Annotated in this window: 29 protein-coding genes; 12 read left to right on the plus strand and 17 right to left on the minus strand. The window is 40.6% G+C overall.

From position 1 onward, the window contains the following. Positions 1-174 precede the first annotated feature (174 nt). From rhaT to QWZ17_RS17850, 4 genes are all read left to right on the plus strand, one after another. Complete coding sequence (gene rhaT / locus QWZ17_RS17835) at positions 175-1,254, plus strand: L-rhamnose/proton symporter RhaT (RefSeq protein ID WP_290306648.1); 1,080 nt, start codon at positions 175-177, stop codon at positions 1,252-1,254. Positions 1,255-1,411: 157 nt separating this feature from the next. Then, positions 1,412-3,520 (plus strand): bifunctional aldolase/short-chain dehydrogenase, encoded by a 2,109-nt coding sequence (locus QWZ17_RS17840; protein ID WP_290306649.1) that lies wholly within the window; start codon positions 1,412-1,414, stop codon positions 3,518-3,520. 235 nt (positions 3,521-3,755) lie between these two features. Next, a complete protein-coding gene (locus QWZ17_RS17845; protein ID WP_290306650.1) occupies positions 3,756-5,030 on the plus strand; it encodes a sugar isomerase in 1,275 nt (424 codons plus the stop codon). 1 nt (position 5,031) lies between these two features. Beyond that, positions 5,032-6,441, plus strand: a complete 1,410-nt coding sequence (locus tag QWZ17_RS17850; protein WP_290306651.1) for an FGGY-family carbohydrate kinase — start codon at positions 5,032-5,034, stop codon at positions 6,439-6,441. A gap of 86 nt (positions 6,442-6,527) precedes the next feature. Here QWZ17_RS17850 and QWZ17_RS17855 read toward each other — a convergent pair whose 3' ends face one another. The 7 genes from QWZ17_RS17855 to QWZ17_RS17885 all read right to left on the minus strand — a co-directional run bounded on the left by QWZ17_RS17855 (position 6,528) and on the right by QWZ17_RS17885 (position 10,816). Continuing rightward, positions 6,528-7,385, minus strand: coding sequence for an alpha/beta fold hydrolase (locus tag QWZ17_RS17855; RefSeq protein ID WP_290306652.1), 858 nt, complete (start codon positions 7,383-7,385; stop codon positions 6,528-6,530). Positions 7,386-7,500: 115 nt separating this feature from the next. Next, complete coding sequence (locus QWZ17_RS17860) at positions 7,501-8,340, minus strand: ThuA domain-containing protein (RefSeq protein WP_290306653.1); 840 nt, start codon at positions 8,338-8,340, stop codon at positions 7,501-7,503. A gap of 483 nt (positions 8,341-8,823) precedes the next feature. Then, complete coding sequence (locus tag QWZ17_RS17865) at positions 8,824-9,051, minus strand: hypothetical protein (RefSeq protein WP_290306654.1); 228 nt, start codon at positions 9,049-9,051, stop codon at positions 8,824-8,826. Positions 9,052-9,193: 142 nt separating this feature from the next. Continuing rightward, positions 9,194-9,409, minus strand: a complete 216-nt coding sequence (locus QWZ17_RS17870; RefSeq protein WP_290306655.1) for a hypothetical protein — start codon at positions 9,407-9,409, stop codon at positions 9,194-9,196. 102 nt (positions 9,410-9,511) lie between these two features. After that, positions 9,512-9,793 (minus strand): YciI family protein, encoded by a 282-nt coding sequence (locus tag QWZ17_RS17875; protein ID WP_290306656.1) that lies wholly within the window; start codon positions 9,791-9,793, stop codon positions 9,512-9,514. 18 nt (positions 9,794-9,811) lie between these two features. Next, positions 9,812-10,177, minus strand: coding sequence for a VOC family protein (locus QWZ17_RS17880; protein WP_290306657.1), 366 nt, complete (start codon positions 10,175-10,177; stop codon positions 9,812-9,814). A 48-nt stretch (positions 10,178-10,225) separates the two neighbouring features. Next, positions 10,226-10,816, minus strand: coding sequence for a TetR/AcrR family transcriptional regulator (locus tag QWZ17_RS17885; protein WP_290306658.1), 591 nt, complete (start codon positions 10,814-10,816; stop codon positions 10,226-10,228). Positions 10,817-10,911: 95 nt separating this feature from the next. On the opposite strand from QWZ17_RS17885, the gene QWZ17_RS17890 reads away from it, so the two are divergent. Together QWZ17_RS17890 and QWZ17_RS17895 are read left to right on the plus strand one after the other, a co-directional pair. Continuing rightward, a complete protein-coding gene (locus tag QWZ17_RS17890) occupies positions 10,912-11,244 on the plus strand; it encodes a YnfA family protein (protein WP_290306659.1) in 333 nt (110 codons plus the stop codon). A 672-nt stretch (positions 11,245-11,916) separates the two neighbouring features. Continuing rightward, on the plus strand, positions 11,917-14,151 hold the full coding sequence (locus QWZ17_RS17895) for a tetratricopeptide repeat protein (protein WP_290306660.1): 2,235 nt from the start codon (positions 11,917-11,919) through the stop codon (positions 14,149-14,151). Between the two features lie 281 nt (positions 14,152-14,432). Here QWZ17_RS17895 and QWZ17_RS17900 read toward each other — a convergent pair whose 3' ends face one another. Together QWZ17_RS17900 and QWZ17_RS17905 are read right to left on the minus strand one after the other, a co-directional pair. After that, positions 14,433-14,798 carry a helix-turn-helix domain-containing protein gene (locus QWZ17_RS17900; protein WP_290306661.1) on the minus strand — a complete coding sequence of 122 codons (366 nt, stop codon included), beginning with the start codon at positions 14,796-14,798 and terminating at the stop codon, positions 14,433-14,435. A gap of 190 nt (positions 14,799-14,988) precedes the next feature. Beyond that, positions 14,989-15,321 carry a hypothetical protein gene (locus QWZ17_RS17905; RefSeq protein WP_290306662.1) on the minus strand — a complete coding sequence of 111 codons (333 nt, stop codon included), beginning with the start codon at positions 15,319-15,321 and terminating at the stop codon, positions 14,989-14,991. A gap of 227 nt (positions 15,322-15,548) precedes the next feature. On the opposite strand from QWZ17_RS17905, the gene QWZ17_RS17910 reads away from it, so the two are divergent. Next, positions 15,549-15,887, plus strand: a complete 339-nt coding sequence (locus QWZ17_RS17910; RefSeq protein ID WP_290306663.1) for a hypothetical protein — start codon at positions 15,549-15,551, stop codon at positions 15,885-15,887. Between the two features lie 60 nt (positions 15,888-15,947). Continuing rightward, entirely contained in the window at positions 15,948-16,826 is an 879-nt protein-coding gene (locus tag QWZ17_RS17915; RefSeq protein ID WP_290306664.1) for an alpha/beta fold hydrolase, read from the plus strand. Between the two features lie 87 nt (positions 16,827-16,913). Here QWZ17_RS17915 and QWZ17_RS17920 read toward each other — a convergent pair whose 3' ends face one another. Both QWZ17_RS17920 and QWZ17_RS17925 read right to left on the minus strand, forming a co-directional pair. Then, positions 16,914-17,324 (minus strand): hypothetical protein, encoded by a 411-nt coding sequence (locus tag QWZ17_RS17920; protein WP_290306665.1) that lies wholly within the window; start codon positions 17,322-17,324, stop codon positions 16,914-16,916. A 92-nt stretch (positions 17,325-17,416) separates the two neighbouring features. Beyond that, the gene (locus QWZ17_RS17925) at positions 17,417-17,611 is read right to left on the minus strand and encodes a hypothetical protein (RefSeq protein ID WP_290306666.1); all 195 of its coding nucleotides are present in this window, start codon (positions 17,609-17,611) and stop codon (positions 17,417-17,419) included. A gap of 170 nt (positions 17,612-17,781) precedes the next feature. On the opposite strand from QWZ17_RS17925, the gene QWZ17_RS17930 reads away from it, so the two are divergent. Further along, the gene (locus QWZ17_RS17930; RefSeq protein ID WP_290306667.1) at positions 17,782-18,483 is read left to right on the plus strand and encodes a S24 family peptidase; all 702 of its coding nucleotides are present in this window, start codon (positions 17,782-17,784) and stop codon (positions 18,481-18,483) included. A 240-nt stretch (positions 18,484-18,723) separates the two neighbouring features. Here QWZ17_RS17930 and QWZ17_RS17935 read toward each other — a convergent pair whose 3' ends face one another. Next, on the minus strand, positions 18,724-19,020 hold the full coding sequence (locus QWZ17_RS17935; protein ID WP_290306668.1) for a hypothetical protein: 297 nt from the start codon (positions 19,018-19,020) through the stop codon (positions 18,724-18,726). A 737-nt stretch (positions 19,021-19,757) separates the two neighbouring features. On the opposite strand from QWZ17_RS17935, the gene QWZ17_RS17940 reads away from it, so the two are divergent. Then, positions 19,758-20,075, plus strand: a complete 318-nt coding sequence (locus QWZ17_RS17940; protein ID WP_290306669.1) for a hypothetical protein — start codon at positions 19,758-19,760, stop codon at positions 20,073-20,075. A gap of 160 nt (positions 20,076-20,235) precedes the next feature. Here QWZ17_RS17940 and QWZ17_RS17945 read toward each other — a convergent pair whose 3' ends face one another. The 5 genes from QWZ17_RS17945 to QWZ17_RS17965 all read right to left on the minus strand — a co-directional run bounded on the left by QWZ17_RS17945 (position 20,236) and on the right by QWZ17_RS17965 (position 23,963). Continuing rightward, positions 20,236-20,538 (minus strand): RNA recognition motif domain-containing protein, encoded by a 303-nt coding sequence (locus QWZ17_RS17945; protein WP_259095585.1) that lies wholly within the window; start codon positions 20,536-20,538, stop codon positions 20,236-20,238. A gap of 159 nt (positions 20,539-20,697) precedes the next feature. Beyond that, positions 20,698-21,285 carry a hypothetical protein gene (locus tag QWZ17_RS17950; RefSeq protein ID WP_290306670.1) on the minus strand — a complete coding sequence of 196 codons (588 nt, stop codon included), beginning with the start codon at positions 21,283-21,285 and terminating at the stop codon, positions 20,698-20,700. Between the two features lie 238 nt (positions 21,286-21,523). Then, positions 21,524-22,777, minus strand: coding sequence for a BamA/TamA family outer membrane protein (locus QWZ17_RS17955; protein WP_290306671.1), 1,254 nt, complete (start codon positions 22,775-22,777; stop codon positions 21,524-21,526). Positions 22,778-22,873: 96 nt separating this feature from the next. Further along, positions 22,874-23,335, minus strand: coding sequence for an RES family NAD+ phosphorylase (locus QWZ17_RS17960; RefSeq protein WP_290306672.1), 462 nt, complete (start codon positions 23,333-23,335; stop codon positions 22,874-22,876). 127 nt (positions 23,336-23,462) lie between these two features. Beyond that, positions 23,463-23,963, minus strand: coding sequence for an Xre family toxin-antitoxin system antitoxin (locus QWZ17_RS17965; protein WP_290306673.1), 501 nt, complete (start codon positions 23,961-23,963; stop codon positions 23,463-23,465). Between the two features lie 336 nt (positions 23,964-24,299). On the opposite strand from QWZ17_RS17965, the gene QWZ17_RS17970 reads away from it, so the two are divergent. Both QWZ17_RS17970 and QWZ17_RS17975 read left to right on the plus strand, forming a co-directional pair. Further along, positions 24,300-24,737 carry a terminase small subunit gene (locus tag QWZ17_RS17970; protein ID WP_290306674.1) on the plus strand — a complete coding sequence of 146 codons (438 nt, stop codon included), beginning with the start codon at positions 24,300-24,302 and terminating at the stop codon, positions 24,735-24,737. 148 nt (positions 24,738-24,885) lie between these two features. Beyond that, positions 24,886-26,163: a PBSX family phage terminase large subunit gene (locus QWZ17_RS17975; RefSeq protein ID WP_290306675.1), complete on the plus strand. Its 1,278-nt coding sequence runs from the start codon at positions 24,886-24,888 to the stop codon at positions 26,161-26,163. The last annotated feature ends 21 nt before the right edge of the window (positions 26,164-26,184 follow it).

Here is a 26,184-nt window from a genome sequence, read left to right on the forward strand (position 1 = left end):
TATTTCGTATCGACATAACCGTCATATATAGAGAAACGCAAAATATTGCGTCTCTACAAAAAATAACCCACACCTCGCAACCCGCCCCCGCACCTGACAATTCCCGACAGACAAGGATAGTTCCTTAATTTATATCTCATAAATTAGCTTTACCAATATAAACCAATTAAGAGTATGCAAGTAATTTTTGGAGTGTTTTTCCATTTCATCGGCGGCTTTGCCTCGGGGAGCTTTTACATCCCCTACAAAAAAATTAAGGGCTGGGCCTGGGAAAGCTACTGGATAGTAGGTGGCATTTTTTCATGGTTTATTGTACCGCCGCTGGCAGCATGGTTAACTATTCCGGGCTTTGCAGATATTATTAGTCATACCAGTTTATCGGTAATCGGGTGGACGTATTTGATGGGCTTACTTTGGGGTATAGGGGGGCTTACCTATGGTCTGGGGGTACGGTACCTGGGCGTATCGTTGGGCAGCACCATTATACTGGGATTATGCTCTGTATTTGGAGCTTTGATTCCCTCTGTTTATTATGATTTTTTTCCAAAAACTGGGAAAGATACTTTTAGTTTGATGCTGCATAACCAATGGGGGCAATTTGTATTATTAGGTTTATTACTATGTGTTGCCGGCATAATTATATGCGGCAGAGCAGGCATGCTCAAGGAAAAAGAACTGGCAACTGATAAAACCATAGCACAGGAAAATACAGATTACAAATTTGGACTGGGTATCCTGGTAGCCGTAGTATCGGGCATATTAAGTGCCTGTTTCAACTTTGGCATTGAGGCCGGTAAATCAATGGCCGATACAGCCAATCAAATTTGGCAGGCCGCGCATCCCGGGCAGGGTAACTTTTTGTATCAAAACAATGTTACTTATATTATTATACTGTGGGGTGGCTTAACCACCAATTTTATCTGGTGCATGGTGTTAAACGCCCGCAATAAAACGTTTAGCAACTATACCGATAAAAAAACACCGCTACTTAAAAACTATCTGTTTGCAGCATTGGCCGGCACAACCTGGTTTTTACAGTTCTTTTTTTACGGCATGGGCGAAAGTAAAATGGGCAACGGTGCCAGTTCATGGATTTTACACATGGCATTTATCATATTAATAGCTAACACATGGGGCCTGGTACTAAAAGAATGGAAAGGCGTAAGTAAAAAAGCATTTACAACAGTAATAGCCGGTATAGCCGTTATTGTACTATCGGTACTGGTGGTAGGCTACGGAAACTCTTTGAAATAATTACTGAATTATTGATTGACTGAATTATTGATTTGGACTTACGATTAATAAATCTCAACAATTCAATAACTCAATAATTCAGTAATTAATTCTATAACTCAATAATTCGATAATTCAATAATTAATTCTATAATTCGATAATTCACTAATTAAAAATATGTTACAATTTAAGCACGTTAGCTACCTGTGGGATGATGCAAAAGCGGCCGAACTCGCGGGCGATGAAGTTGCATTATTAATATACCGATCAAATTTATTAGGTGCCGATCTTAGGCTAACCAACTACGGTGGTGGGAATACCTCTTGCAAAGTAATGAGCAAAGACCCGCTTACCGGTACCGAAGTTGAGGTAATGTGGATCAAAGGATCGGGCGGCGATATTGGTACACTGAAAAAAAGCGGACTGGCAGCCCTTTATGTTGACCGCCTGCGTAGCCTTAAAAACGTTTACCGTGGCGTGGCCTACGAGGATGAAATGGTTGAACTGTTTAATCACTGCATTTATGACCTGGCCTCAAAAGCACCATCGATAGATACCCCGCTTCACGGTTTTCTTCCATTTAAACACATTGATCACCTGCATCCCGATGCGGCAATTGCCATCGCGGCAGCAAAAGACGGTAAAAAGATAACCCAGGAACTGTTTGGCGGCACCATAGGCTGGGTTGAGTGGAAAAAACCCGGTTTTGAATTAGGCTTACAGCTAAAACAATGTTTAGATGAAAATCCGGGCATCCGTGGCATTATGTTAGGTTCGCACGGTTTATTTACCTGGGGCGATACTGCTTACGAAAGCTATATCAATACTTTAGAGGTAATTGAAAAATGTGCCGAATACTTAGAAGAAAACTACGGCAAAAAAGCCCCTGTTTTTGGCGGGCAAAAAATTGAAAGTCTGGATGAAAGCGGTCGCAAAAAACAAGCGGCTGCCATTGCACCTATATTGCGTGGTTTTTGCTCAAGTGAAAGGCATATGATTGGGCATTTTACTGATGATGCCCGTGTGTTGGAATTTATCAACTCTAATGGTCTTAGTCGTTTGGCACCATTAGGAACCAGTTGTCCCGATCACTTTTTGAGAACTAAGATTAGTCCGCTGGTGTTAGATTTGCAACCTGGTGAAGATTTAAGCGATGTAAAAGCTTTACAGGAACGCTTAACACCTGCATTTGAAGCTTACCGTCAAATGTATACCGACTATTATAACACCTGCAAACACGATAACAGCCCGGCCATACGCGATACCAACCCGGTAATCATTTTATATCCGGGTGTGGGTTTATTCTCTTTTTCAAAAGATAAACAAACCGCCCGTGTTGCAGCCGAGTTTTACACCAATGCCATCAATGTGATGAAAGGTGCAGAAGCGATATCTGAATATACATCCTTACCTCGCCAGGAAGCATTTGATATTGAGTACTGGTTGCTTGAAGAAGCTAAATTACAACGCATGCCTAAGCCAAAGGCATTATCGGGCAAAATAGCTTTAATCACCGGCAGCGCGGGTGGTATTGGCAAAGCCATCGCTAAAAAGTTTGTTGACGAGGGCGCGGTAGTGATTCTTAACGACATGAACGTTGAACGCCTGGATGGTGCAGGAGAAGAGTTTAAAAATTTATATGGTAAAGACTCGTATGCTACAGCGGTACTTGACGTTACCAACAGCGAGCAGATTGGCGCAGCATTAGATACAGCGGCCCTTGCTTTTGGCGGAGTAGATATTGTAATTAACAATGCCGGCCTTTCTATCTCCAAATCAATTGGCGACCATACCGAAAAGGATTGGGACCTGTTATATGATGTATTGGTAAAAGGCCAGTTCTTTATTACCCAGGCGGCTGTTACTATCATGAAAAAGCAGGCCATTGGTGGCGATATCATCAACATAGTAAGCAAAAACGCCTTGGTAAGCGGCCCAAACAATGCTGGTTATGGATCGGCAAAGGCAGCTCAATTACACCTGAGCCGTTTAAATGCTGCCGAATTGGGTGCCGATCACATTCGGGTAAACGTGGTTAACCCCGATGCCGTAATCAGCGACAGTAATATATGGGCAGGCGGCTGGGCCGAAGGCCGGGCCAAAGCTTATGGCATTACCGTAGCTGAGTTACCTGCCTACTACGCCAAACGCACTTTATTAAACGAGGTTATTTTACCGGCAGATATTGCCAACGCCTGCTTCGCCTTCACTGGCGGCCTGCTCAACAAATCAACCGGCAACGTGTTGAATGTTGATGGCGGGGTGGCCATGGCTTTTGTGAGGTAATTTTTTGGAGTAAGGACTTGGGGACAAAAGATAAAGGACCCAAAAGAGAAGGAGACTTACGAAGTTTTTGAAACTTCGTAAGTCTGGATTAGCAAATATGATAAGCAGTCATGCCGAACTTGTTTCGGCATCCCAAAGGACAAGTGTACGCCACGGGTGGTTACTTAGCACGTGGGGGCCCGAAACAAGTTCGGGATGACACTATGAATTTATACTATATTATAAACCGATAAACATGCAATTAGAGAAGAGCATAATCGAAGAAGCTAACCACAAACAATACCCCGCGCACCAGCGCAGGTTTGATTTTGTGGCAGAGGATATCAGCGGACTGGATACCATCCTGAAAAAAATAGGCGATTTTAATATAGCCATACCAAGCTGGGCTTTGGGTACCGGCGGCACGCGTTTTGGCAGGTTTTCTGGCGGTGGCGAGCCACGGAGTTTAGAAGAGAAAATTGATGATGTAGGTTTAATCCACGCTTTAAACCGCAGTAGTAATTCTATATCCTTACACATCCCATGGGATATTCCCAAAAATGCTGATGTTATTAAAGCACATGCCACGGCTTTAGGTTTGCACTTTGATGCTGTTAACTCAAACACCTTCCAGGACCAGGCTGCTCAGGAGTTAAGTTATAAATTTGGATCGTTACACCATGTGGATAAAGCGGTGCGTAAGCAGGCTATTGCCCACAACATTGAAGTAATAAAATACGGCGTAGAGCTGGATTCAAAAGCATTATCGGTTTGGTTGTCCGACGGATCAAATTTCCCGGGTCAGTTAAATATGCGTGGCGCGTTTGAGCGTACGCTGGAAAGCTTACAGGAAATTTACGAGGCTCTGCCTGCCGATTGGAAAGTTTGGGTTGAGTATAAACCATATGAGCCTAACTTTTATTCAACCACCATTGGCGATTGGGGGCAATCATACCTGCTATCGTCTAAATTAGGTGACAAAGCGCAAACATTGGTTGATTTAGGTCACCATCTACAGGGAGCCAATATTGAGCAAATAGTTTCTCTACTGCTGATGGAAGGTAAACTGGCTGGTTTCCATTTCAACGATTCTAAATATGGCGATGACGATTTAACCGTAGGCAGCATCAATCCATATCAACTGTTCCTGATATTTAATGAATTGGTTGAAGGTATGGATGCCCGCGGCATGAACCACGCTACGGGCATTGGCTGGATGATTGATGCATCGCACAACATTAAAGACCCTATTGAAGATTTGATCCAATCTGTTGAGGCCATAAAAATAGCTTATGCGCAAGCGCTATTAGTTGATACGGCAGCATTAAAACAAGCGCAGCAGGATAACGACGTTGTACTTGCCCAGGAAATTTTACAACATGCCTACCGCACTGATGTGAGGCCTTTATTAGCCGAAGCACGATTGAGAGCAGGCGGTGCTTTAGATCCGCTTGCTGTATACAGGGCACAAGCTGTACGTAACCAGTTAATTAAAGAGCGCGGAGCAAAAGCGGTATCAACCGGATTATAATATGGCGCAAATACCTGTTATAGCTGTTTTTGATATAGGCAAAACCAACAAGAAGCTGTTCCTGTTCGACGAAAACTACAAGATAGTTTTTGAACGAACCGCCCGCTTCCTGGAAACCCATGACGAAGATGGCGACGCCTGCGAAAACCTGGATAGCCTGCGCTTATCGGTATTTGATTCATTACGCGAAATATTTAAGCATAAGGAGTTTGATTTAAAAGCGGTTAACTTTTCAACCTACGGCGCAAGTTTTGTTTATGTTGATGAAGATGGCACGCCGCTAACCCCACTTTACAATTATCTTAAACCCTATCCACCAGAATTGGGCAAGCAGTTTTATGATGCCTACGGCGATGAGGCCAAATTCGCGCGTGAAACCGCTTCGCCGGTTTTGGGTAATTTAAATTCGGGGCTGCAGGTTTACCGGCTTAAGTATCAGCAGCCCGAGGTATTTAAAAAACTTAAATATGCCTTACACCTGCCGCAATACATGAGCTACCTGTTAAGCGGCCAAATGGTAACCGATTTAACCAGCATAGGCTGCCATACCGCCCTTTGGGATTTTAGCAAAAATGATTATCACCAATGGTTGGCCGATGAAGGCATACTCGCTAAGATGGCCCCCTTAAAAGCTGCGGATAGCGTGCTAACCTCTGTTTTTCCGGGCACTACCTTTTGTGTGGGTGTGGGGCTTCATGATAGTTCGGCAGCGCTTATCCCCTACCTGGTGAGCTTTCATATGCCTTTTGTGTTAATCTCCACCGGTACGTGGTCTATCAGCCTAAATGCGTTTAACCAAACGCCACTTACGGCCGATGAATTGAAAAACGATTGCCTTAATTACCTGCAATACAAAGGCAGCCCGGTTAAAGCATCGCGCCTGTTTACCGGCTATGAGTACGAGCAACAGGTAAAACGCATCGCGGCCCATTTTAACCAGGATGTGATCAAGTACCGAACGGTCAGCTATGATCCTGTATTGACAGCCAAACTAAATGAACAAACCACCTTGCACAGCCAAAAGCAGGATGGCGAACTCCAGAAATCGGCATTTGAACAGCGCGACCTGAATAGTTTCAGTAACGACATAGAAGCTTATCACCAACTGATGATAGATATTGTGCACCAGCAAACCATATCTACAAATTATGTATTGGAAGGCTGTAAAGTGCAGCGCATTTTTGTTGATGGTGGCTTTAGTAAAAACAGCGTGTTCATGCACTTGTTGGCGTTGGCTTTTCCGCAATTAGAAGTTTTCGCGGCATCTATGGCTCAAGCTACCGCGGTGGGCACCGCTTTAGCCATTCATCAGGCCTGGAATAGTAAAACCATGCCACATGATTTAATTGAACTGAAGTATTATTCGGGCGTGAAAGAAGAATCAAGAGTTAAGAGTCAAGAATCAAGATAGCTGTAAATATAGGAGCATTCATATAACCATCGGTTGTTCAAAAACTTACGAAGTTTAAAAAACTTCGTAAGTTTGGCTTATCGTCATTACATCTCACTTACCAACCTCACAATATCGCCAACAACCACCGCGTCCTTAATTATTCTTTCGTGCCCAAGGCCGGCGTATTCTTTTGTTTCGATTGATGGGTATTTACTCAAAAACTCCTGTAAAAATGAGTATGGCGAAATTTTGTCTTCCCTGTCAAATGCCAGCCAATGCTGGATAGCTGCATCAGATTTGTATAGATCTACCAGGTTAAAGTCAGCTGCTTTTAGTTTAAAAAGTTCCTCAAAAGCTTCAAAGAATTTATTTTGTGCCGATGCGGGTACTTCGGCGGCATCCATGGTGGCAATGAAGTTTTCTTTAAGTCGGATAAGTGGCGCTATGCTAATTTGCAATTCAGGTTTAATACCTGTTTCATTGATAGCGATAACATTAGCCATAGCGCCCAATGAATGACCAATCATTACATCGGGAGTACCATAAGTATTGATAACCGCCTTAACCCCTTTTGCAAACAAAAGCAGGTTAGATAACTCGCCCTCCGAACTGGCATTACCGGGCGCGTCGAACGCTATGATCTGCACATCATTTAAAGTTTTAAGGCCAGTAATTACCTCATCAAAATCAATAGCCTTTGAACCCCATCCGTGGGTAATCAATACCTTTTTACTACCATCGCCCCAAATAAAGCCATTGAATTTTAGGGTTGATTTGGCAAAATCGGGATCATCAACCTCAAGCGTAAATTTTGCTGCCTCATCCAGTAACTGCTGTTGCTGCAACCTTACCGGCATTTTTGGCGAGTAGCAGATTAACTGCCAAAGCATTTCGGTAAGTTCAAGATTTTCCTTGTCCTCTAAGGCAAGAATGTGGCGGTGCAGCAGTTTTAGTTTTTTCATGAAGCAGATGGCTTTTGTAGGTTGCAAGGTAACAAAAGTGCCCCACCTGACATACCAGTCGCCTAAAAACTTACGAAGTTTCGGAAACTTCGTAAGTTAACTTATCGGGCAAAAACTACTTCCCTCTTCCTAACCAAAGCAAGGCGTTAATAAACAATTGATTCTGGATATCGCTACCAAAGGTGGATGATAAGGTACGATTGGTACCACCGTCATAATCCATATCATTATGCCCCATATTGAAGTAAACCATCCGGTATTTTTTGTTTGTCCATACTACAGGGTAGTATCCGCTATGCCAGATCTCATGCTGTTTGGGACCATTACCCAACGGAAAACTGCTTGAATCAACTGCCAACAAAATATCGATATCCGGATTTTTGCGTAAGTCATGCTCCCAGCGATACCACTCATTAGGTTGGGTTTTGAAGGTTGTGGACAATCCTTTAGTAATGGGGTGTTTGGCATCTTCTACATGTAATATAGCCGATGTTGGATGCCAGGTATTGCTTACGTATTGCCCGGAACCCAGAAACTCGTTATGATACCAATCCCAGTTTTGAGGATAATCTGAAGGGGTGAGCGCGAAGGCAGAGAAATGGAAACCTATCCACGCGCCACCATTTTTCATATATTGCTCAAAAGCCGCGCGTTGGGCTGGATCATCGGGGCGGGTATCTAAAAATAACACTACCTGGTATTTAGCCAAAAATGCTGGGTTCATATTGCTCCAGTTACTGGTGGAGTCATAAGTAAAATTGTATTTTTTGCCCATCTCGGGGAAGCGTTTATTAGCCTCGTGCATAAAGCTGATGTGCGCTTTATCGTTTCGGCCAGTATAAAAAGCTATTACTTTAAATGGTTTGCCGCCCTGGGCTTTAGCGGTATAAAAGCAAAAACAGGTAATAAAAAACGCAACCGCGATAACAGCAATTCTAAAAATCCGGATGTTCATAATTTAATCGGTTTATGATTATGCTCTAAAACTAAATCATTTTTCACAGAAGCAAACAGATGATCTGGTGTTGAGTGGTAATGTAGGGGCAGGAAAAGATTCAAGAGATTAGAGTCAAGAATTAAGACAAATAAAAACGAGTGTATCAACGTAAGTTAAAATCGGTGAAATCACCCTTAATCATTCTAATCCCCCCCAAAAACAAAAAACAGCCGTTACATTACTGTAAACGGCTGCTACTAAGTTATTGTCCCTGATTACATAACCTATTGGTCAAATGTACAGCGGTAAAATAGTTTGAACGGCAGTGATACTACCCAAAAGGCATGCGGTATTTACTGCTTTTAATTTGCGGTTTTTACGCAACCTACCGGCAATAAAAATGCCTGACTTTCAAAAAAGACCAGGCATAGGGGTATTAAATATAGGTATATAGGTTGGGGGAAAAACGTAGTGTATTGAGAGACTTCTTAAAAAGTATTATTATTCTAAACTGAGTTTCACATTGTTACTATCATCTTTTTGCTGCCTTTGTCCGTACCAAATACCTGCTGTACAAATGAGTATACTAAGCATTAAAAAAAGTTCGATGTAGATGTGAGTAAACGGAATTTGCCTGTACGGAGCTACCAGCAATGACGAAAGATCTGGCAACAACAATCCAAATAGCGGGAAAGCGGCAAAAATTCTAAAAATCAGTAATTCTTCCATTCTTAATTATTTGCTTCTGCAATTTAAAACTTTTAGGAATAAAATCCAAAATTTTTATCCAAAAAGAAAAAAAGCATTTCAATAAAGTTAAAACATACATAAATCGATGAAGAGAGAACAATTAATAATTCGTAATAGTTAACTACAAATCCAAATATTCTTCGATACTCTGCCCTATCTGTTGCACAGGAATAAGATGGTTGCCAAAGCGGTGCTCAATCACTTCCCAGTAGCCGGGATTAATTTTCACTATAGTGTGAAATGAAGAATGGTTAAAAACATTATAAGTGGCGTTGCCTTCCGCGGCTTTTACCACTTTGTAGTTTTTTTGTTCAACTTTTAATTCAAATGTTTCCATTGGGATAGTTGTACAAAATTATTGCGTATCCGCGGCATACACAAGCCCAAAACGCCCCGTATTTTAACCCGTAGTAAATACCGTGTTTTAACGGGTTGCCTATTAAAAAGCCATGGCCCTTATTAGTTCTACACTGTTTTGCAGCACGCCCGGATCATTATCAATAATTTGCTCCAGTTCGATATCTGATGATACATGAACAATGATAAAATTACTTGCCTTATTCCAAAAACTTCCGCTTAGAAGTACTTTCCCGGCATTTTTCAGTTTTTCATAATAATTAACACGCTCGGCTACGCAGGCATCGCCATCGTTAACCTTTTTCTCCTCAAAAACCAACATTACGTTGTGTGGTTTTTTATATGCAGATTCTGGTATGATCATATCTTCGTTTTTTTTGATTTAATTATAAGTGGTTACTTCGGTGAGGATATCACCGGGGGCATTAAAGTAAAAGCCATAACCGCCCCTGATACTGGCTGGCGGCTGGCTTGCTAAGCCCGCGGCCGAAAGTCTGTCATAAATTTCGGTTACCTCCGCCCGGCTATCCATAAAAAAACCGATGTGGAAAGCATCCGGAAAAACAATATTACCCTTGCGGTTAAAACTTGGAGCCATTAACACAAGCGTGAAACCATCAGTGCCTTCTAAAACCGAGATAAGGTTATCGCCTTTATTTTCAATGCATTTGAAATTAAAATACGTTTCAAAAAAGCGGCTGCTTGCTACCACATCGCTTACTGGTAAGTTTATATGGTTTAATTTCATTTTGGTATTATATAAATGAGTGCTCGTTTATTTATGGTTTAAATTTTTTTAGGGCTTTAAGGCTTTTAAAACCAATTGTAAAGTTTGCGCCATGATATTATCATCAAGTGTAAAATTGCTGTTCACATAATTAGGGCCCTGGTGATGAAACTTTATGAGCTGATACAGCGGCGCAAAAGCTACAGACCAATACACTTCAAACGGTAAAGGCAATAGTTGTTTTTTGTTAACCGCGTTCTGTACAAAAGGCCCCAACATTGATCCAAAATTTTTAGTAAGCATTTTACTTACTTGCTGGTAATATAAGGTATAGCGCATAATTTCAATAAACTCCATCTCCAGGGGGAATTTTATAAAATAGTTCATACGGTTGCGCCATTGAATTTTAAGTCCCTCAGCAAAATCCATATCAGGTGTAAAATCGGTAAAACTATACTCCATCATATGGCTGGCTACCTCCATCCCCAATTGAACAATTAAATCGTCCTTATCCTTATAATATATGTATATGGTGGCCGGCGATACCCCGGCGGCTTTGGCCAGTTTATTAACCCCAAACCCATCAAGGCCTTGCTCTACTATCATTTCAATAGCCTTGCGGCGTATCAGCAGCTCTTTATTTTCGTCGCGTGGTCGCATAGTACAAATATAAGCGAGCGCTCGTTCATTTAAAAAATTATTTTCAATTTCATAACAGTCTACACCTTTCCCAGCCAAAAAACGTATTTTACAGCATGAATATCCTACGCTCTTTAGCTGTTTTTATACTTGCCGGTTTGTGCGAGATTGGTGGCGGCTACCTCATTTGGTTATGGCTTAAAAGCGATAAACCTTTGTGGTTTGGCATTGTTGGCGCGGTTATCCTGGCTCTTTATGGTGTTGTAGCTACCTGGCAATCTGCAGGTTTTGGCCGTGTTTACGCGGCTTACGGCGGCATTTTCATATTGATGGCTTTAATATGGGCCTGGCGTGTTGATGGCTTCAAGCCCGATAAGTATGATGTTATTGGTGCTTTAGTAGCGCTTGCCGGAGCCTGCATTATCATATTTACTCCGCGCGGCAAATAAAACTCCTCCCTTTTTCCTTTGGCGCCCCGCCCTAAATAGCACTTCTTTGTAAAACAGTAGCCACAAACCAAAAACAACCTTTGGGAGTAGCTATTATTAATAAAATAAAAAAGTAAACTAAAGCACAAACAATTAGTACGATGGTTTGTATTATAGTTAATATTTTACTTTTACTTAAATCACAAGAAAATAATCACTACCTTAGCATTATCATACTAAATGTTAATAATTATGGAGAAATTAATAATATTGAGGATGTTTTTTTACTTCCCCCTGTTCGGATTACTACTGCCAGATGCCGGCGTTTTAATAGCAAAAGCGCCCGGTAGCATTCCTTTAATTCATATCGGTATTGAAATTGGCCTTATTTTTTGCATACTTATTTGCACGGCCTGCATTGCGCTTATGAAAAGGCGTATCTCAATTGCCAATGATAAAACAAATGAGCCATTATATACGTAAAAACGCGGTACCAATCATCACCGTTAAACTGATGTTTGGTACGCATGTAAAATAGCGCGCGTATTTGGGGTTTTTATGCCCCAATTTTTTTTGCGCGGTTTATTTGAGCAGGCGTTTTAACTTAAATTTAATACTTTACCTTGTGGTATGGCCTTTGCTGTATGCATTGTTGGTTTTTGTGTTAATATTTAATCAACCGCTATTTCCTAAATGAAAAAAATCTTATTCCTGTTCCTGTTACCAGTTTCTGCATTTGCCCAAACAGCCGGCACTTATATTCAAAATGGCAATGCAAGGGCTAACGAAAAAGATTATAAAGGGGCTATTCAAAATTTCAACCGGGCAATTGAACTTAACGATAAAAGCAGCGACGCGTATTTTTATCGCGCGAATGCAAATGGTAACCTTAAAGATTATAAAGCAGCAATTGAAGATTATGGCAAAACTATTGCCCTAAAACCCGATTTTACAACTGCTTACTACTATAAAGCTAACGCCGAAAGTAGTGTGCAAAATTACCAGGCAGCTATTGATGATTTTAACAGGGCAATTGCCTTGGGGCCAAAAACCGGCGAAATGTTTCTGTATCGCGGTACCGCAAAATCAAACCTTAATGATAACACCGGCGCCATTGCCGATTTTACGATCGCCCTGCAATACGCCCCCAACAATGCCGAAATTTATGAATACCGGGGCCTGGCTAAAAATAACAAAGGGAATTATGCCGCGGCCGTTGATGACTACAACATAGCGATTAAGCTGAATCCGAAAAAAGATGCCCTTTACCAATACCGCGCCGGATCAAAAGCCAGCATGGGCGACCACCAGGGCGCTATACTTGATTATACCACCACCCTAAGCATAAACCCTCAAAATGCCGAGGCTTATTTTTATCGTGGTAACAATAAAGCCGATCAGCAGGATTACAAGGGTGCTATTGAGGATTATAAAAAAGCGGCCGCAATAAATCCCGAACTTAAAAACCTGTTTCTTTACCTGGCCAACGCCGAAAGTAATATGGGCGATAGTAAAGGCGCGCTTGACTATTTTAACAATGCCATTAACCAGCACCCAAAGACTGGGGAGCTATACATTTACAGGGGTATTGTAGAAAGCAACATGAAAGACTATGAAAGTGCCATGGCCGATTTTAACAAAGGCATATCCCTTGGTAACCGCACTTCAGAAGCCTATCAAAGTCGCGCTTATGCAAAGTTATCTACCAAAGACGCGCAAGGTGCCAAATTAGATGCCGATACAGCCATATCGCTTGATCCCCGGAGCCTGAATGCCTACATCAGCCGCAGTAAGGCCAAACTGGCCATGAAAGATACCAGCGGTGTAATGGCCGACCTGACCCTCGCTATATCCATCAACAGCAAAAGTGATGAGGCTTACCTGGTACGTGGCGATACACACCGTGATTTAGGTAATATGACGGCCGCGATTGCCGATTATACCAAAGCTATACAGGTAAATCCTAACTATACTTATGCTTATTTAAACCGCGCCATTGAAAAAAATAAGATGAATGACAAGGCCGGCGCGGTAAAGGATTTTGAAAAATTAATATCGATAGCTCCCAAACGCGAAGATGCATATACCCGCCTTGGCAAAATTGACAATTTTTATAAATACACGCCAAATGGTGTAGCGCTGTTTACAGCGGCTATAGCGCTAAATCCCGCTAATTCTAATTTCTACCTTTACCGGGGAGAAGCAAAAGCTGCGGCAGGTGATATTAAAGGTGCCATAACAGATTATGATGCCGGCCTGTTAAAAAACCCAAAGAACACCGCTATACTTTTACAGCAAGGCATTATGGAAACCAGCATTGGCGATTATCCAGGCGCGCTTGAAGATTACAACAAGGCAATTCAAATAGATTCAACATCAGATGCGTCGGCGCTTTCCTTCCAAAATCGCGGGTACCTGCAATACAAACAAGGTAATTACAAGGCAGCCATGAAAGATTTGGATAAAGCTGTTTCTATCTTTTCAAACGACGAAACATTTTTATTCAGGGGCGATGTTAAAATGGCCTTAAAAGATTACGCGGGTGCTACAGATGACTATCATAATGCTGTTTACCTTAATCCAACGTTTGCAAAAGCATTAGCGCATAGCGGCATAGCCAAAAGCTACCTTAACGATGCGCAAGGTGTTAATGATGATTTTGCAGCTGCCCTTAAAGCCGACCCCGCCAGCGCCGATACTTACATTGATCGCGCTGCCGCCAAAGTGAACTTAAAAGATGCCGCCGGTGCTGTAGCCGATTGCAACCAGGCTATAAAACTAAATCCTAAAAACTCAAGGGCTTATTTACAGCGCGGTCTTGCCAAATTCGCGCTTAACGACAAAGCCGGGGCTTGCACAGATATAAAAACTGCGGTAGATAATGGCTCAAAAGAAGCCCCCGCTATTTTAGCAAAATATTGTAAGTGATTTTGGGACTGGCGGACTTTTGGGACTGGCGGACTTTTGGGACTTTAGGACTGGAGGATTGTTAGATTTTTGGAATATAGGATTTAATAGCTGAAACAAAATAATCTAATAATAAATGAAAGCGGTTGGGCTTAATAGCCCAACCGCTTTCATTTATATGTTTTTCTACGGTTTTATGATCTAAAAGTCCAAAAGTCCAAGAGTCCAAAAAGTCCTATAATCTAAAAGTCCAAAAAGTCCTATAATCTAAAAGTCCCAAAGTCCGCCAGTCCAAAAAAGTCCTAACCTGCTTTCCTATCGCCGGTTTCGCCTAAATGCTCTTTTAGCTCCTTTAGTTCCATTTCGTAGGCGCGCATGCGGGCTTGCAAAATATCTACTTCGGTACGCATCATTTGTATTTCGGTAATCAGTTTGGCCGATTCGGGTTTGTTGATCTGCTTTTCGCCTGTGCCCAGGATCAGCCACTCTGGCGAGTATTTAAGCTGAAAACAAAGCTTGCGGATAAGATAATAACTGATATCCTGCTTTTTGTTGATCACTTTACTTATAAAACCCTGATCAACCCCAATAGCACCCGCCAAACCAAGCTGGCCGCCATGCTCCTTCACAATTACTTTTAACCGTTTTATTATCGCTTCGTCAGACATATTGCGCTACAATAATAAACAAATTGTTCATTCTTTTATTGGTTCACTGGTTCATTAGTTTATTAGTATCTGCGTATTGGTCGCACGGATTTGCTTATCATCATATGGATATACTATAAACCTGTCCAAATTAAATCCACCCAAAAAGGCTAATGAAGCATCCACCAGAACAGACTAATGAACAAGTGAACTAATGAACCAAAGAGCGCTTAAGATGCTCTTCGGCCATGCTTAAAAGCTGGTTGAGGTGCCTGTTATAAGTATCCATATTGATTTTGCCCGATTTGTAATCGGTGGTGGATTTTTGAAGCTGGGCTTCAATTTCAGGTAAAGATCCTGCCTTTTTAATAGCATTATTTAACTTCTCCAGCTTATTGTTCATGCTTTGCATCATCAGCAGGGGCTCAACATCGTTGGTTTGCGCCAACGTTTTTTTTACTTTACGACGCTGTTGAGTGTCAAAATAAATTAAAAGTATCACTACAATAGAACCAAGAATAGCAAAAAAATAAAAAGAGTCCATATAGCTAATAATAGGGGGTTATGATACAGACTATTACGGATTGTTTAAATTATAGGTTGCACAAGTTTTAAACATACCGGTGGCTTACACCCCTAATCAGCTTATGCATCAACGGTATCACAATATAATTTACATGCAATACTTTTAAATTGAAGCTAAAAAGCGGTACTTTGTATGGAGTTAAAATGGTGCAAAACAAAACACCCGTTTAAAATGCTTATAGAATTATGAAACCAGGAGATAAGGTAATTTGCATTAACGATAAGATTGATCCCGAAAAGAGTGAAGAGATCAGGCGCGATTTTGAGATTTGGATAACCAGGGATAAGGAATACACCATTCGCGAAATATTGGATAACAATGGCATAGTTACCGGTGTTTTATTGGAAGAAGTACATAACTTCCCCAAGTTTTTTAAGCTGATAAACCGTTTCCAGGAACCCGCCTTCGCTCAATGGCGTTTCCGTAAACTCAACTATGCCAGTACACCCGCAGAAGCTGTAAGCGAAGTTGAAGAACTCATAGAGCAGTTGGAGCAGGAACAGCAACAGGTAAAAGTTAAATAGCGTTAAACACTTGCATAAATAGTTTGGGTAGCAGATATTTATATAAAACCTGCTACCCAAATGAAAAACCTGTGCATCCTCCTTGCCTGCTTAGCCACCGCTGCCCTGTTACAGGCCTGTAAGCATCCTTCAAAACAAACGGCTTCGGCCTCCCTAAAAGTTCAAAACAAGGGCGTTAACATTGCCTACACAGATACCGGCAAAAGTGATACTACGCTATTATTTGTACATGGATGGTGCATTAATAAAAGTTATTTTACCAACCAGGTAAGTTACTTTGGTAAACGCTATCGCGTAATTACCATGGACTTGCCTGGCTACGGGCAATCGGGAAAAAACCGCGCATCATGGACGGTTAATGATTTTGCGCAGGATGTTGCCGCGGTTATCACTCAACTCAACCTAAAAAACGTAATCCTGATAGGGCACTCCATGGCAGGTGCCATTGTGGTACAGGCTAAATTAGATGTACCCGATAAAGTGATAGGGATAGTAGGCATTGATAACTTTAAAGATTATAGTGCCGCCCAGGACACGGCTAAGCCAGATCCGGAATTTGCAAAGATCATCACCTTGCTTAAAGGCAATTTTAAAACGGTAGCTACCAGCTTTTTTGAGCAATACTTGTTTTATAAAACTACTGATACCTTAATCCGTAAGCGCATTTTAAAAGATGTTGCCAGTACCGATAGTACTATAGCTATTGCCAGTATGGAAGATAACAGTTTCAAAACCGGGCCAAAACTCAAAGCCGCCCACACAAAACTTTACCTGATTAACAGCGACTACTTCCCTAATGACACAGCCGGTTTTGTAAAAGCGGGAATCCCCTACCAACTATTCGTAATTCATGCCACCGGCCATTTCCCTATGGTTGAAAAGCCTACAGAATTTAACGCACTGCTTCAGAAAACCATTAATGATATAGGTAAACATTAAAGATTACCCCTTTTTCAGTAAAAACGACTATGTATCTTAAATATGAAACGAATGCTATTCGGCATACATAACAACTAAGAAAAACTTTTATTCATAATTCCCCGCGGCCTCGGTTTCAACCAATTGAGTCAGGATGGCTTTTAAAGTTGCTTCGCGCGCCCATTGCTGCTCATTTATTGAGGCATCTTCCTGGTACCATTTAATAGGCGTATTTATTTCGATACGCGCCTTGTAAACAAAGTTTTTGGTTGGATGCATCTTACTTCCTTCATAACTATTTAAGTTTTCGCCTTTTATTATTTTGGCAAAGTCGCGCGCTTTGATGTCAAGCTGCAGGCATTCGTCGAGCGAGTTTTTAAAATCCTGTTTATCCTCCAGCCAAAGGGTAAGGGTTTCGTCGGTAAGGTCATGATCTGCAATACAAATCCGGCTGTAATCGTAATCAACCGAGATAATCATCCACCAAAGCTGATCTTTTAATTTTTGTGAAATTTTCATTTTTAGTTCATTAGTTTATTGGTTCATTAGTTCATTGGTCTTAGCAGCTGCTCACTGCAAACTGCCTTCCGCAAACTGCCTACTGTAAACTGCTACCTGAGGGCGGGCATCCAACCGGGCATATATTTTTGGATGGCGATAATTTCCTGGCTTAACTTTTGGCAAGCGGCCTGGTATGCCTGGTAACGCAGTAATGGCTCGGATGCTTCCGTCCTGCCTTCGGTAGATGATTCGGCAGACTGATGTGATCCTGATGTTTGATGAAAAGCAGAGTACGCAAGGTGCATATGGTTGTTAGTTTAAAGATTGATAATAATTCTGTATTTAAACTTCTGTATATTCTTGATGATTATATTTGGATTCATCAAAAAATGTAGTACATTAGCATAAATCAACGAAACAAATATAAAGAAATATCTTTATTAAAATCAAGAATAATCTTTAATTTATTTTCATCATGGATAACGAACTAAAACCCAGCAAGATAAAAACCATCAGGCCCGAAACCCTGGAGTTTATTATACTTTACACACAATTAAAAGGAAAAGCATTTACTGGCAATGCGCAGCTTGCGGAGGTTTTAGGCTTTAACTCGCCAAGTTCCATCACAGAAATAATAAAGAGCAGGCAAAATATCGATCCAGAAAAACTCAGAAATTTTAAAGAGATATATAAGGACTTTATCGGGGGCGGAAAATCCATACAAAATCAAGAAAATACTGTAACAAAAAAAGCAGAGGAAGGTATTCCGATGTATGAAATTATTGCCACAGCATCGGGCGTGGAGGTATATAATGATATAAACGACTCGCAGCCAGTGGGCCGCATGAACTTTCCGGGGATAGAAGATTGTGACTTTGCACTACCCGTTTGGGGGCACTCCATGTACCCTTACCTGGAGAACGGTTGCTGGGTAGCCCTTAAAGTGATCCATGATAAAAAGATCCTTCCCGGCGAGGTTTACTATATTGAATGGGGAGATTACCGCATGTACAAACGCCTGCTGGCCGGCGATAATGCCGATGAAGTGATAGCACACTCCGATAACACAACAGAAATGATTGGCAACCGCCTTAAATATGCCCCCTTCCCTATCAACATAGCCGATATTAAAAAGCTTTGCCTGGTAAAGGACATTCACAAAAAACATAACCATTAAGCGGATGTGCAGATCTGCGAATGTGCAGATTTCAAATGTGCAGATATGCAGATGATTTTAGGATTGAAAAATTAACTTTTCTATTTATCTGCTTTTTCGCCATCTACAGGTCCAAAAGCTGCACATTTGTATATTTAAAATCCGCACATCTAAAATCCACAGATTTGCACATTTGAAATCTACATATTTGCACATCCGAAATCTGCACATTTGCACATCTGAAATCTGCACATCTGAAATCTACTCCTTCGGCGGATCAATTTTAAACATCATACAGTCAAGATCTGTTTTCAGATTTTCAATAAGCTCCTGCAAATCTTCCGTATTAAGATTATCCCTAAAATCGTCACGCATTGTTTTGTTGATATATTGCAGATAGGGCGTAATCATCAAATTGTGCTTCTTATTAAGGCGATCTCCATCGTACGCTATCATTTTAAACAACTGATCAAGGTGCTTATAGTAATTCCGCCTGTTTAAGTGCTCAATATCAATTGATTCTCTTTTTATTTGTTTCAAAAATTCTTCGAGAATCATAATTTATTCTTTATATTTAAATCCCATTGTTAGCATACCTGCTTAAAGGTATAAAGAATGGCTCTTAACCCCAATACACTATCAATTTATTTAAATTAAAGGCGATACATAAACATTAAGCTCAGTAAATATTCCTAAAAGTTTTAAAACCATTTATTAAAATAGTTGTTACAACATCAAATATTTGCAACAAATGATAGCCAGTGCTCTACATTTCCTTACACAGCAGCTTAGCGTTGGCAGCGCGTTGCAAAACTTTTCTTTTTACGGAATGCTGGTTGCACTTACTTACTTGATAATAATGCAGATTCAAGCTAAACATACGCATAGAAAGCACGGCTCTTTTGCTAAGCCCGGTCGTCAATAACACGGTCTATTCCCAAAATATCCCCATTCAAAATGTACTGGTATCTTTTATCTGCACCTTTTAAATACAGTTAACTCAAAGCGTAAACCAAAATACCGTTGCTATAATACATCAAAACAATACATATTAACTACAAGGAAAACTCCATCCAAAACCCGCTTACAAAAATCAAAATTTCATAAAAAAGCCCTTTTCATCAGCTATAAATTGTTAATAAGCACATCATTACTTAATAGTTATCAACATTTTATCATTTTCCCAACAATACAAAAAAGATTCTCGTATAATACCATATATTTATTTAAACCAACGCCGGTAAACACCCCCACTACTGCGCAAAAAGAATTATAAACGCTGAAGAAAGAATAAGATGGACCCTGTAATGACGCTTGTAATTGCCGCTATTGTTGCCGCTATCATTGTAGTTGTTTTAAACAAACAACAAGCTAATAAAGTAAGTAACAATATGTACGCCGATGATGTACAACATCTTTATATGCTCACCACAGCCGAGTACAAAATTAAAGCACTCGAAAGCAGGCAATATGTACCCATTAATGATGAACTGGCCCGCCTTACGATGAACTACCGCAGAGGTGAAATTCAACTCAACGAACTCAACAGCAAACTTGATTATTTATTAGCCGAGTTTAAAATAAACGATAATGAATTGGTAGAAGCTGTTTAAAATTATTCTGCTCTCCATATCACAAGTTGACGTTGTAGTCGTTATCTAATCGCAATCAATTTATATACCTAAGCAGAAAATTGCGATAATTCAATTTTGGCACATAAAAAAAGCCGGACTATGCCGGCTCATATTCAAAAAGAATAATTTTTTTTATTTGTTAGTTACGTCTAAAACCGCCTTTGCCACCGCCGTTGTTACCACCGCCGTTAAAACCCGGACCTTTATCTTCGGCAATATTTACCGTAATTCTGCGACCGTAATAACTTGCGCCATTCATGCACCTTATCGCTTCCTTCGCTTCGTTATCGTTCACCATTTCCACAAACCCAAAACCCTTACTCTCTTTTGTTTCGCGGTCTTTAATGATCCTGAGCGATTTAACCGGCCCAAAATCCCCAAACACAGCTGTTAATTCGGCCTCATCTACTTCTAAAGGAAGCCCTGCAATAAATACTTTCATCAATGTCTTTAAAATTTGTATAAAGGTACTAAAAATTAAGGGCATTTGGGTATACCCGCTGGGAAATAGCGCTTAGGCAACGGCTTTTTTACCTTTCAATTACGCAACCTGATACAACAAACGGGCTATTGCACTTAAGAATAAAGATGCTAACATTTGTTATTTAAGCTGCAGCTCAAAACTGCCCTCTACGCGGTAAAATGGTGAGTTTTCCTTATCATCTTTAGCCAAAAAAGTAAAGAATGTACCCTTGGCTATCATATTATCTTTATTATACTGGTCTATGGTTATTTTACCGGTATCATCCTTCCCTACAAATTTGGTTAAGGTATATTGGAGTAAAGGTTTTCTTTCACCCAGCGTAAAAAGAAATTGGCCACCGGCTACCTTACTATTAACCTTAGCTGTTGCAAAACCTTCTGAACTAATTCCAAAACTCATGGTATGGGCTTTGTTTATGGCAGTAATACCATAATATTTATCACCGCCATTATGCACGTTAATAAATGCTATAGAATCCCTGGCAGCGTCGAAAGTATAGGTAGAATCTTCGATAGTTATCGATAAAGAGCCTTTACCGGCTAAAAAATTGCCCGGCGTATTAATAATATTGAGCGAGGTAGTATCCGCGGTAGGCTTAGTGGTTTCAATAGCCTTCACGCTATCATCTTTTTGGCATGACGAAACCGCCGCCGAAATGATGAAAGTAAATAAAATGAACCATTTAGTAAACCGACTGCTGTTCATAGGTAAATTGATGGTTAAAGCTAATAATAAAAAGCTTAAAAGTTTATCAATACAATAAATTTAATAAATAAATTAACGCTTTTTAACGTAAAGCTGATAAACTGAGGAGAAATATGATTGCTTTCGGTTATTTAAGAAATAATATTAAGATATTATTGATAGATGCTTTGTTACAACAACACCAGGCTTAGCGCATGCCACCAACTAAAATGAAGTATGATGCAAATACTGTTAGCTTTTAAAATATCTCCCCAACATTGATAAACAGGCCTTTTGAACCTTCCCTACCAAAGCCATAATCAATAGCGATATTGGTTTTTGATACTTTATTAAGTTTAATGCGCAATCCCGGACCAAAGCCAGGCTGTATAGTTTGTAAACGAGTGCCCGGGGCCGCCGAAAAAGATTGTCCGTTTAAAAATACAACGCCACCTAATAAACCATTCCGTGTTAGCTTAAAGCGATACTCGCTTTCTAAGTAAACCATTTGGGCTCCTCTGAATCGTCCCTGAATATATCCCCTACCGGTAGTAAAACTGGGATCGTGCCCGGTAGCGGGCAAATCAAGATAAGCCGGTCGGCCATTCAATACCAACCAATTGTATGACCAAAAGGCAATTACATTATCAGAGTTTCCCGGCAGTTTAAAATACTTCCTCACGTCAATAATTAGCGAGCTCCAGGGTGTGGTACTTCCTAAAAAAGTTAAATTATCGCGGTACTGTACAGATGAATAAAATCCGCGGGATGGGTTAATGCTATTATTACGACTATCAAACAATGCATTCAGGGTAAAACCCGTGGATATAGCACGTGTTACCGGCCCGTATCTTTCATAATCAGATTGCTGGCCATTTAATTGACCCTTTTCGTACATGTTCCAGCGGTCGTCAAAAATATAGCCCAGGCCTGCAAAAAAATCACCGCCAACCTGCTTCAGTACAGTTTCATTGAACCTAAAAAATGAGTAAACCAGCGGGTTTTCGTTTTTAATATCAGAGCGGCTACCCAAACCAAAACTACTTTGGGGATATTTAAAAAACCGGATATCGCTGATAAAGGTATACTGGTTATCTTTGGTGTAAATGTTAGCCTGCAAGGGAATGATCACCTGCTTTTTTTGGGTGTATGCCGGATTTACAGTTATGGTTGAAATACGCGCCTTAGGTCCGGTACGGAACGCTATATTACCGGAGATAGTAGCCGCCAAATCTGTTTGTAAAGTATAGCCAAACGCCGGTAAAATGGATATTACAGGCTTGGTGGTTATGGAATCGACTGTTTTTTTAGGCTCTGTTTTAGAAAAGATAGATGATATAGCATCAAAAATATCTTTCTCATAAGCAGTATCGGCAGGCGCAGCAACAATGGTATCTTTAAGTTTAGACCGACCTATAGGAATATACCTTTTATCCTGCGCATGGAGCGAAGCATAGCTGCATAGTAAAATTATGAAAGCGAAACTAAAAACAAATACTTTTTTGCCCGGCATTATAACTACGCAATTAATATAAGGTTATCTAAAATTGCAAGTATAAAATAATTATTCAATTTACCAGTTACTATTTTGTTTAATTACAACTCTGGGTTATGCTTTTAAGCGTGGGTCGAAAGTAAATTTGCTGACACTTATAATCTTTATTTTATCATAATCGGAATGGGCAGGATTAAGGAGATAATTGTGTTCGGTATCAATAATGGCCGAAGGTACTTTTAATACGGCGGTTTCCATTTTTTGCAGCCAAACATCGCCTAATTGTTGAGTATAGGGATAATTGATAACCTTATGCCAGTTTTCGTCAAGTTTTAAAAGCTGGTTCACTGTTATTTCGGTAATAGCTATATCATCAGGAATATCTATAATCACCACCGAAAAATTCCCGGTGTACAGGGACGTACCCACGCTGTGCACCACTTTTTCGAGGCAGGATAGGGCCAATGAGCCGCCCGTATAAATAACATATTGCCCAAGCGAGTTCCACCGCCCATCAATACCCGAACCTTTGCGGTCATTAGCGTATTTTGTTTGGCTTATGCGGTAAACTTTCAAATTAATTATTGAATTACTGATTTATTGAATTACTGATTTTATGGGAACTGCCGAATTGATCTGATTTATAAAAAGTTGTTATAGTCTTAATAGAAAGGTTTAACTCAATAAATCAATAATTTCCCCCCTACGCCAATACGCCGTAATCAATACGAATAAGTTGGGTTAATACGATGCTTATGCCGGTGATGGTATCAAGCAAATCAAAAGGGACGGCATCAACACCGGGGTTATAATGTTTTAACCAGCTTTTAAATTCATCGAGGGAGCCAAAAGTATCCAGGCCTTTATCAAAAAGTTCAAAAAGCTGTATGATGTGTTCGCTTAAGCCCTGGTTTAACCCGCGCGAACCTTGAATATGTTTGCGCAAAGTTGGCTCGGTAATATCAAGCCATTTGGCAATATCAACCTGGGTAGCACCGGTAACCCGCAAAAGGTCTGTAAGGGCGCCGGCCTGCAAGCCCTGTTTGATGGCACCAAGCTTAGCTATGGGCGATTTAAAGTAAGTTTCATAAGGCACCAGCAAATCATTTACCATAAATGTTGCGGTACTTTCATAAACATATGGCTTTACGGGAGCCTGCGCCGCTCCTGTTACTTTCACCTGCCCTTTATTTAACTTGCTCATATACAAATGTAAATATTTTCTATTTTAAACAAAAATAATTTAGTTTTTTTTTAATTTATTGGTCCACCGGTTTGTTAGTTCATTGGTCTTATCTGTTGGTTTGATAGCTTATAGAGTGATTGGCCTTTTCTGGTAGATAAAATTTCTCTCATCAGACTTGTAGTATATCTACATTAAATATGCCAACCAAATCCGTGCCGCCGATATGCCGATACAAATGAACCAGTAAACTAATGAACCAATGAACTAAATTATTTACCAATAAAATTAGCATATTCAAAAAATATTACTTACATTTGATCCTATTATATGCCAATCGGCATTTTAAGCATAAACATGAAAACTTCCTTAAAATTTAAAACTGCCTCACAGCTGGTGCAGTTAATAGATGCATATTTTATACATATTAAAGGCGAACTAAAAGCAACAACCAAAACAAGTAGTCGTAAAGTCTGGATTCGGGAGCCGGAAGCACCCACTTGCTCCAGCCTGGCGCTTTTCTTAGGGTTTTGTAGTATGGATGATTATAGAACTTACGAACAAAAAAAAAGATATCGCCAGGGATTGGGATATGCCAGGCTACGCATAGAGGCTGCTTATGAACAACAGCTCTTTGAAAAACCTACCGGGGCAATTTTTGCATTAAAGGCGATGGGTTGGAACGATAAACCAGATGGCGCCGCAACATCAGCATCAAATACCAAAACCCTGAAAGTTGAAATTACCAATACAGGCCCAATACCCGCCGGCAGCGAAAAGGAAGTAGCACTTTGATTTGAAAATTTGAAAATTTGAAAATGCTTTCTACTTACGCGCTCACACCCGCAAAGCAAATGATTTAATGACGTGTGACAAATGACTTAATGACGCAAAGCAAAATGACCTAATGACGTGCAACAAATGACCTAATGACGCGCAGCAAATGACTAATGACCTAATGACTAATGACCTAATGACCAATAAACCAATCACCCCTAAATTTGAAGTATCTATCCTTTTTGGACAAAATTATAATACCGATGCGCACATCACCGTAAACCAGGGGGGCACAAGCTCGGGCAAAACTTTTGCTATAGAGCAGGTATTGTTTTGCCTGGCCTGCCAAACACCCAAGCAGGTAATAACCATTGTTGGGCAGGATATTCCCAACCTTAAAGCGGGCGCCCTGCGTGATGCACAAACTATTTACCATGAATCGGCCACGTTAAAGGCGCAGGTAAAAAACTTTAATAAAACCGATAGAATATTTGAGTTTCACAACGGCAGTATCATTGAATTTAAAAGCTACACCGATGCTCAGGATGCAAAATCGGGCAAGCGCGACTATTTATTTATCAACGAAGCCAATGGCATAAGCTATGCCATATACAATGAACTTGCTTTACGCACCCGCAAACGTATTTATATTGATTATAACCCCAACAGTACCTTTTGGGTACATGAACAGGTGTTAGGCAAACCAAACGTACAACTCATCATATCAGATCATCGGCACAATCCTTTCCTTGAACAGGGTACGCGCGATAAAATTGAAGCCATTAAAAAAGAAGATGAAGAGCTATGGAAGGTTTATGCCCGCGGCTTAACCGGCAAAATATCGGGACTGGTGTTTAACAACTGGTATGTTTGCGAACAAATACCAGCTGATGCCCAGCTAATTGCCACGGGTTTGGATTTTGGCTTTACCAACGATGAAACCGCCTGCCTGCAGGTATACCGCCAAAACGGCGAACTTTGGGTAAACGAGCTTTTTTACCAAACAGGTTTAACCAATACTGATATTGCCCGAAAACTAAAATCGGCCAATGTAAGCAGGCAAACCGAAATTATTGCCGATAGCGCCGAACCAAAATCGATAGAAGAGTTTAAGCGCCAGGGATGGTACATTAACGGCGCAAAAAAAGGGCCTGATAGTATCAAAAACTCCATTGACATCCTCAAACGTTACCAGGTTAACGTAACCCGTAGTAGCATTAACCTGCGCAAAGAACTTGAACGTTACAAATGGCGGGTTGACCGTAGCGGCAAAACCATCAACGAGGTGGTAGATTCCTATAATCACCTTATAGATGCCCTACGGTATGTGGCATTAAACAAACTGAGCTCGGCTGCTAACAATAACAGCAAAGTGAAATCCCGATTGCCATTTATACCAAGAACTATTGGTAAGAGCATTTATGATGAGCTCATAAAAGGCTGACCCTCCTAAGTCCCCAAAGGG

Source organism: Mucilaginibacter flavus (genome assembly GCF_030409315.1).
In the GTDB taxonomy this organism is placed as follows: Bacteria; Bacteroidota; Bacteroidia; order Sphingobacteriales; family Sphingobacteriaceae; genus Mucilaginibacter; species Mucilaginibacter flavus.

Bases quoted from the DNA above. Each gene is read 5' to 3' on its own strand.
- rhaT (WP_290306648.1), top strand. From the start codon at position 175: ATGCAAGTAATTTTTGGAGTGTTTTTCCATTTCATCGGCGGCTTTGCC.
- QWZ17_RS17840 (WP_290306649.1), top strand. From the start codon at position 1,412: ATGTTACAATTTAAGCACGTTAGCTACCTGTGGGATGATGCAAAAGCG.
- QWZ17_RS17845 (WP_290306650.1), top strand. From the start codon at position 3,756: ATGCAATTAGAGAAGAGCATAATCGAAGAAGCTAACCACAAACAATAC.
- QWZ17_RS17850 (WP_290306651.1), top strand. From the start codon at position 5,032: ATGGCGCAAATACCTGTTATAGCTGTTTTTGATATAGGCAAAACCAAC.
- QWZ17_RS17855 (WP_290306652.1), bottom strand. From the start codon at position 7,385: ATGAAAAAACTAAAACTGCTGCACCGCCACATTCTTGCCTTAGAGGAC.
- QWZ17_RS17860 (WP_290306653.1), bottom strand. From the start codon at position 8,340: ATGAACATCCGGATTTTTAGAATTGCTGTTATCGCGGTTGCGTTTTTT.
- QWZ17_RS17865 (WP_290306654.1), bottom strand. From the start codon at position 9,051: ATGGAAGAATTACTGATTTTTAGAATTTTTGCCGCTTTCCCGCTATTT.
- QWZ17_RS17870 (WP_290306655.1), bottom strand. From the start codon at position 9,409: ATGGAAACATTTGAATTAAAAGTTGAACAAAAAAACTACAAAGTGGTA.
- QWZ17_RS17875 (WP_290306656.1), bottom strand. From the start codon at position 9,793: ATGATCATACCAGAATCTGCATATAAAAAACCACACAACGTAATGTTG.
- QWZ17_RS17880 (WP_290306657.1), bottom strand. From the start codon at position 10,177: ATGAAATTAAACCATATAAACTTACCAGTAAGCGATGTGGTAGCAAGC.
- QWZ17_RS17885 (WP_290306658.1), bottom strand. From the start codon at position 10,816: ATGCGACCACGCGACGAAAATAAAGAGCTGCTGATACGCCGCAAGGCT.
- QWZ17_RS17890 (WP_290306659.1), top strand. From the start codon at position 10,912: ATGAATATCCTACGCTCTTTAGCTGTTTTTATACTTGCCGGTTTGTGC.
- QWZ17_RS17895 (WP_290306660.1), top strand. From the start codon at position 11,917: ATGAAAAAAATCTTATTCCTGTTCCTGTTACCAGTTTCTGCATTTGCC.
- QWZ17_RS17900 (WP_290306661.1), bottom strand. From the start codon at position 14,798: ATGTCTGACGAAGCGATAATAAAACGGTTAAAAGTAATTGTGAAGGAG.
- QWZ17_RS17905 (WP_290306662.1), bottom strand. From the start codon at position 15,321: ATGGACTCTTTTTATTTTTTTGCTATTCTTGGTTCTATTGTAGTGATA.
- QWZ17_RS17910 (WP_290306663.1), top strand. From the start codon at position 15,549: ATGAAACCAGGAGATAAGGTAATTTGCATTAACGATAAGATTGATCCC.
- QWZ17_RS17915 (WP_290306664.1), top strand. From the start codon at position 15,948: ATGAAAAACCTGTGCATCCTCCTTGCCTGCTTAGCCACCGCTGCCCTG.
- QWZ17_RS17920 (WP_290306665.1), bottom strand. From the start codon at position 17,324: ATGAAAATTTCACAAAAATTAAAAGATCAGCTTTGGTGGATGATTATC.
- QWZ17_RS17925 (WP_290306666.1), bottom strand. From the start codon at position 17,611: ATGCACCTTGCGTACTCTGCTTTTCATCAAACATCAGGATCACATCAG.
- QWZ17_RS17930 (WP_290306667.1), top strand. From the start codon at position 17,782: ATGGATAACGAACTAAAACCCAGCAAGATAAAAACCATCAGGCCCGAA.
- QWZ17_RS17935 (WP_290306668.1), bottom strand. From the start codon at position 19,020: ATGATTCTCGAAGAATTTTTGAAACAAATAAAAAGAGAATCAATTGAT.
- QWZ17_RS17940 (WP_290306669.1), top strand. From the start codon at position 19,758: ATGGACCCTGTAATGACGCTTGTAATTGCCGCTATTGTTGCCGCTATC.
- QWZ17_RS17945 (WP_259095585.1), bottom strand. From the start codon at position 20,538: ATGAAAGTATTTATTGCAGGGCTTCCTTTAGAAGTAGATGAGGCCGAA.
- QWZ17_RS17950 (WP_290306670.1), bottom strand. From the start codon at position 21,285: ATGAACAGCAGTCGGTTTACTAAATGGTTCATTTTATTTACTTTCATC.
- QWZ17_RS17955 (WP_290306671.1), bottom strand. From the start codon at position 22,777: ATGCCGGGCAAAAAAGTATTTGTTTTTAGTTTCGCTTTCATAATTTTA.
- QWZ17_RS17965 (WP_290306673.1), bottom strand. From the start codon at position 23,963: ATGAGCAAGTTAAATAAAGGGCAGGTGAAAGTAACAGGAGCGGCGCAG.
- QWZ17_RS17970 (WP_290306674.1), top strand. From the start codon at position 24,300: ATGAAAACTTCCTTAAAATTTAAAACTGCCTCACAGCTGGTGCAGTTA.
- QWZ17_RS17975 (WP_290306675.1), top strand. From the start codon at position 24,886: ATGACTAATGACCTAATGACTAATGACCTAATGACCAATAAACCAATC.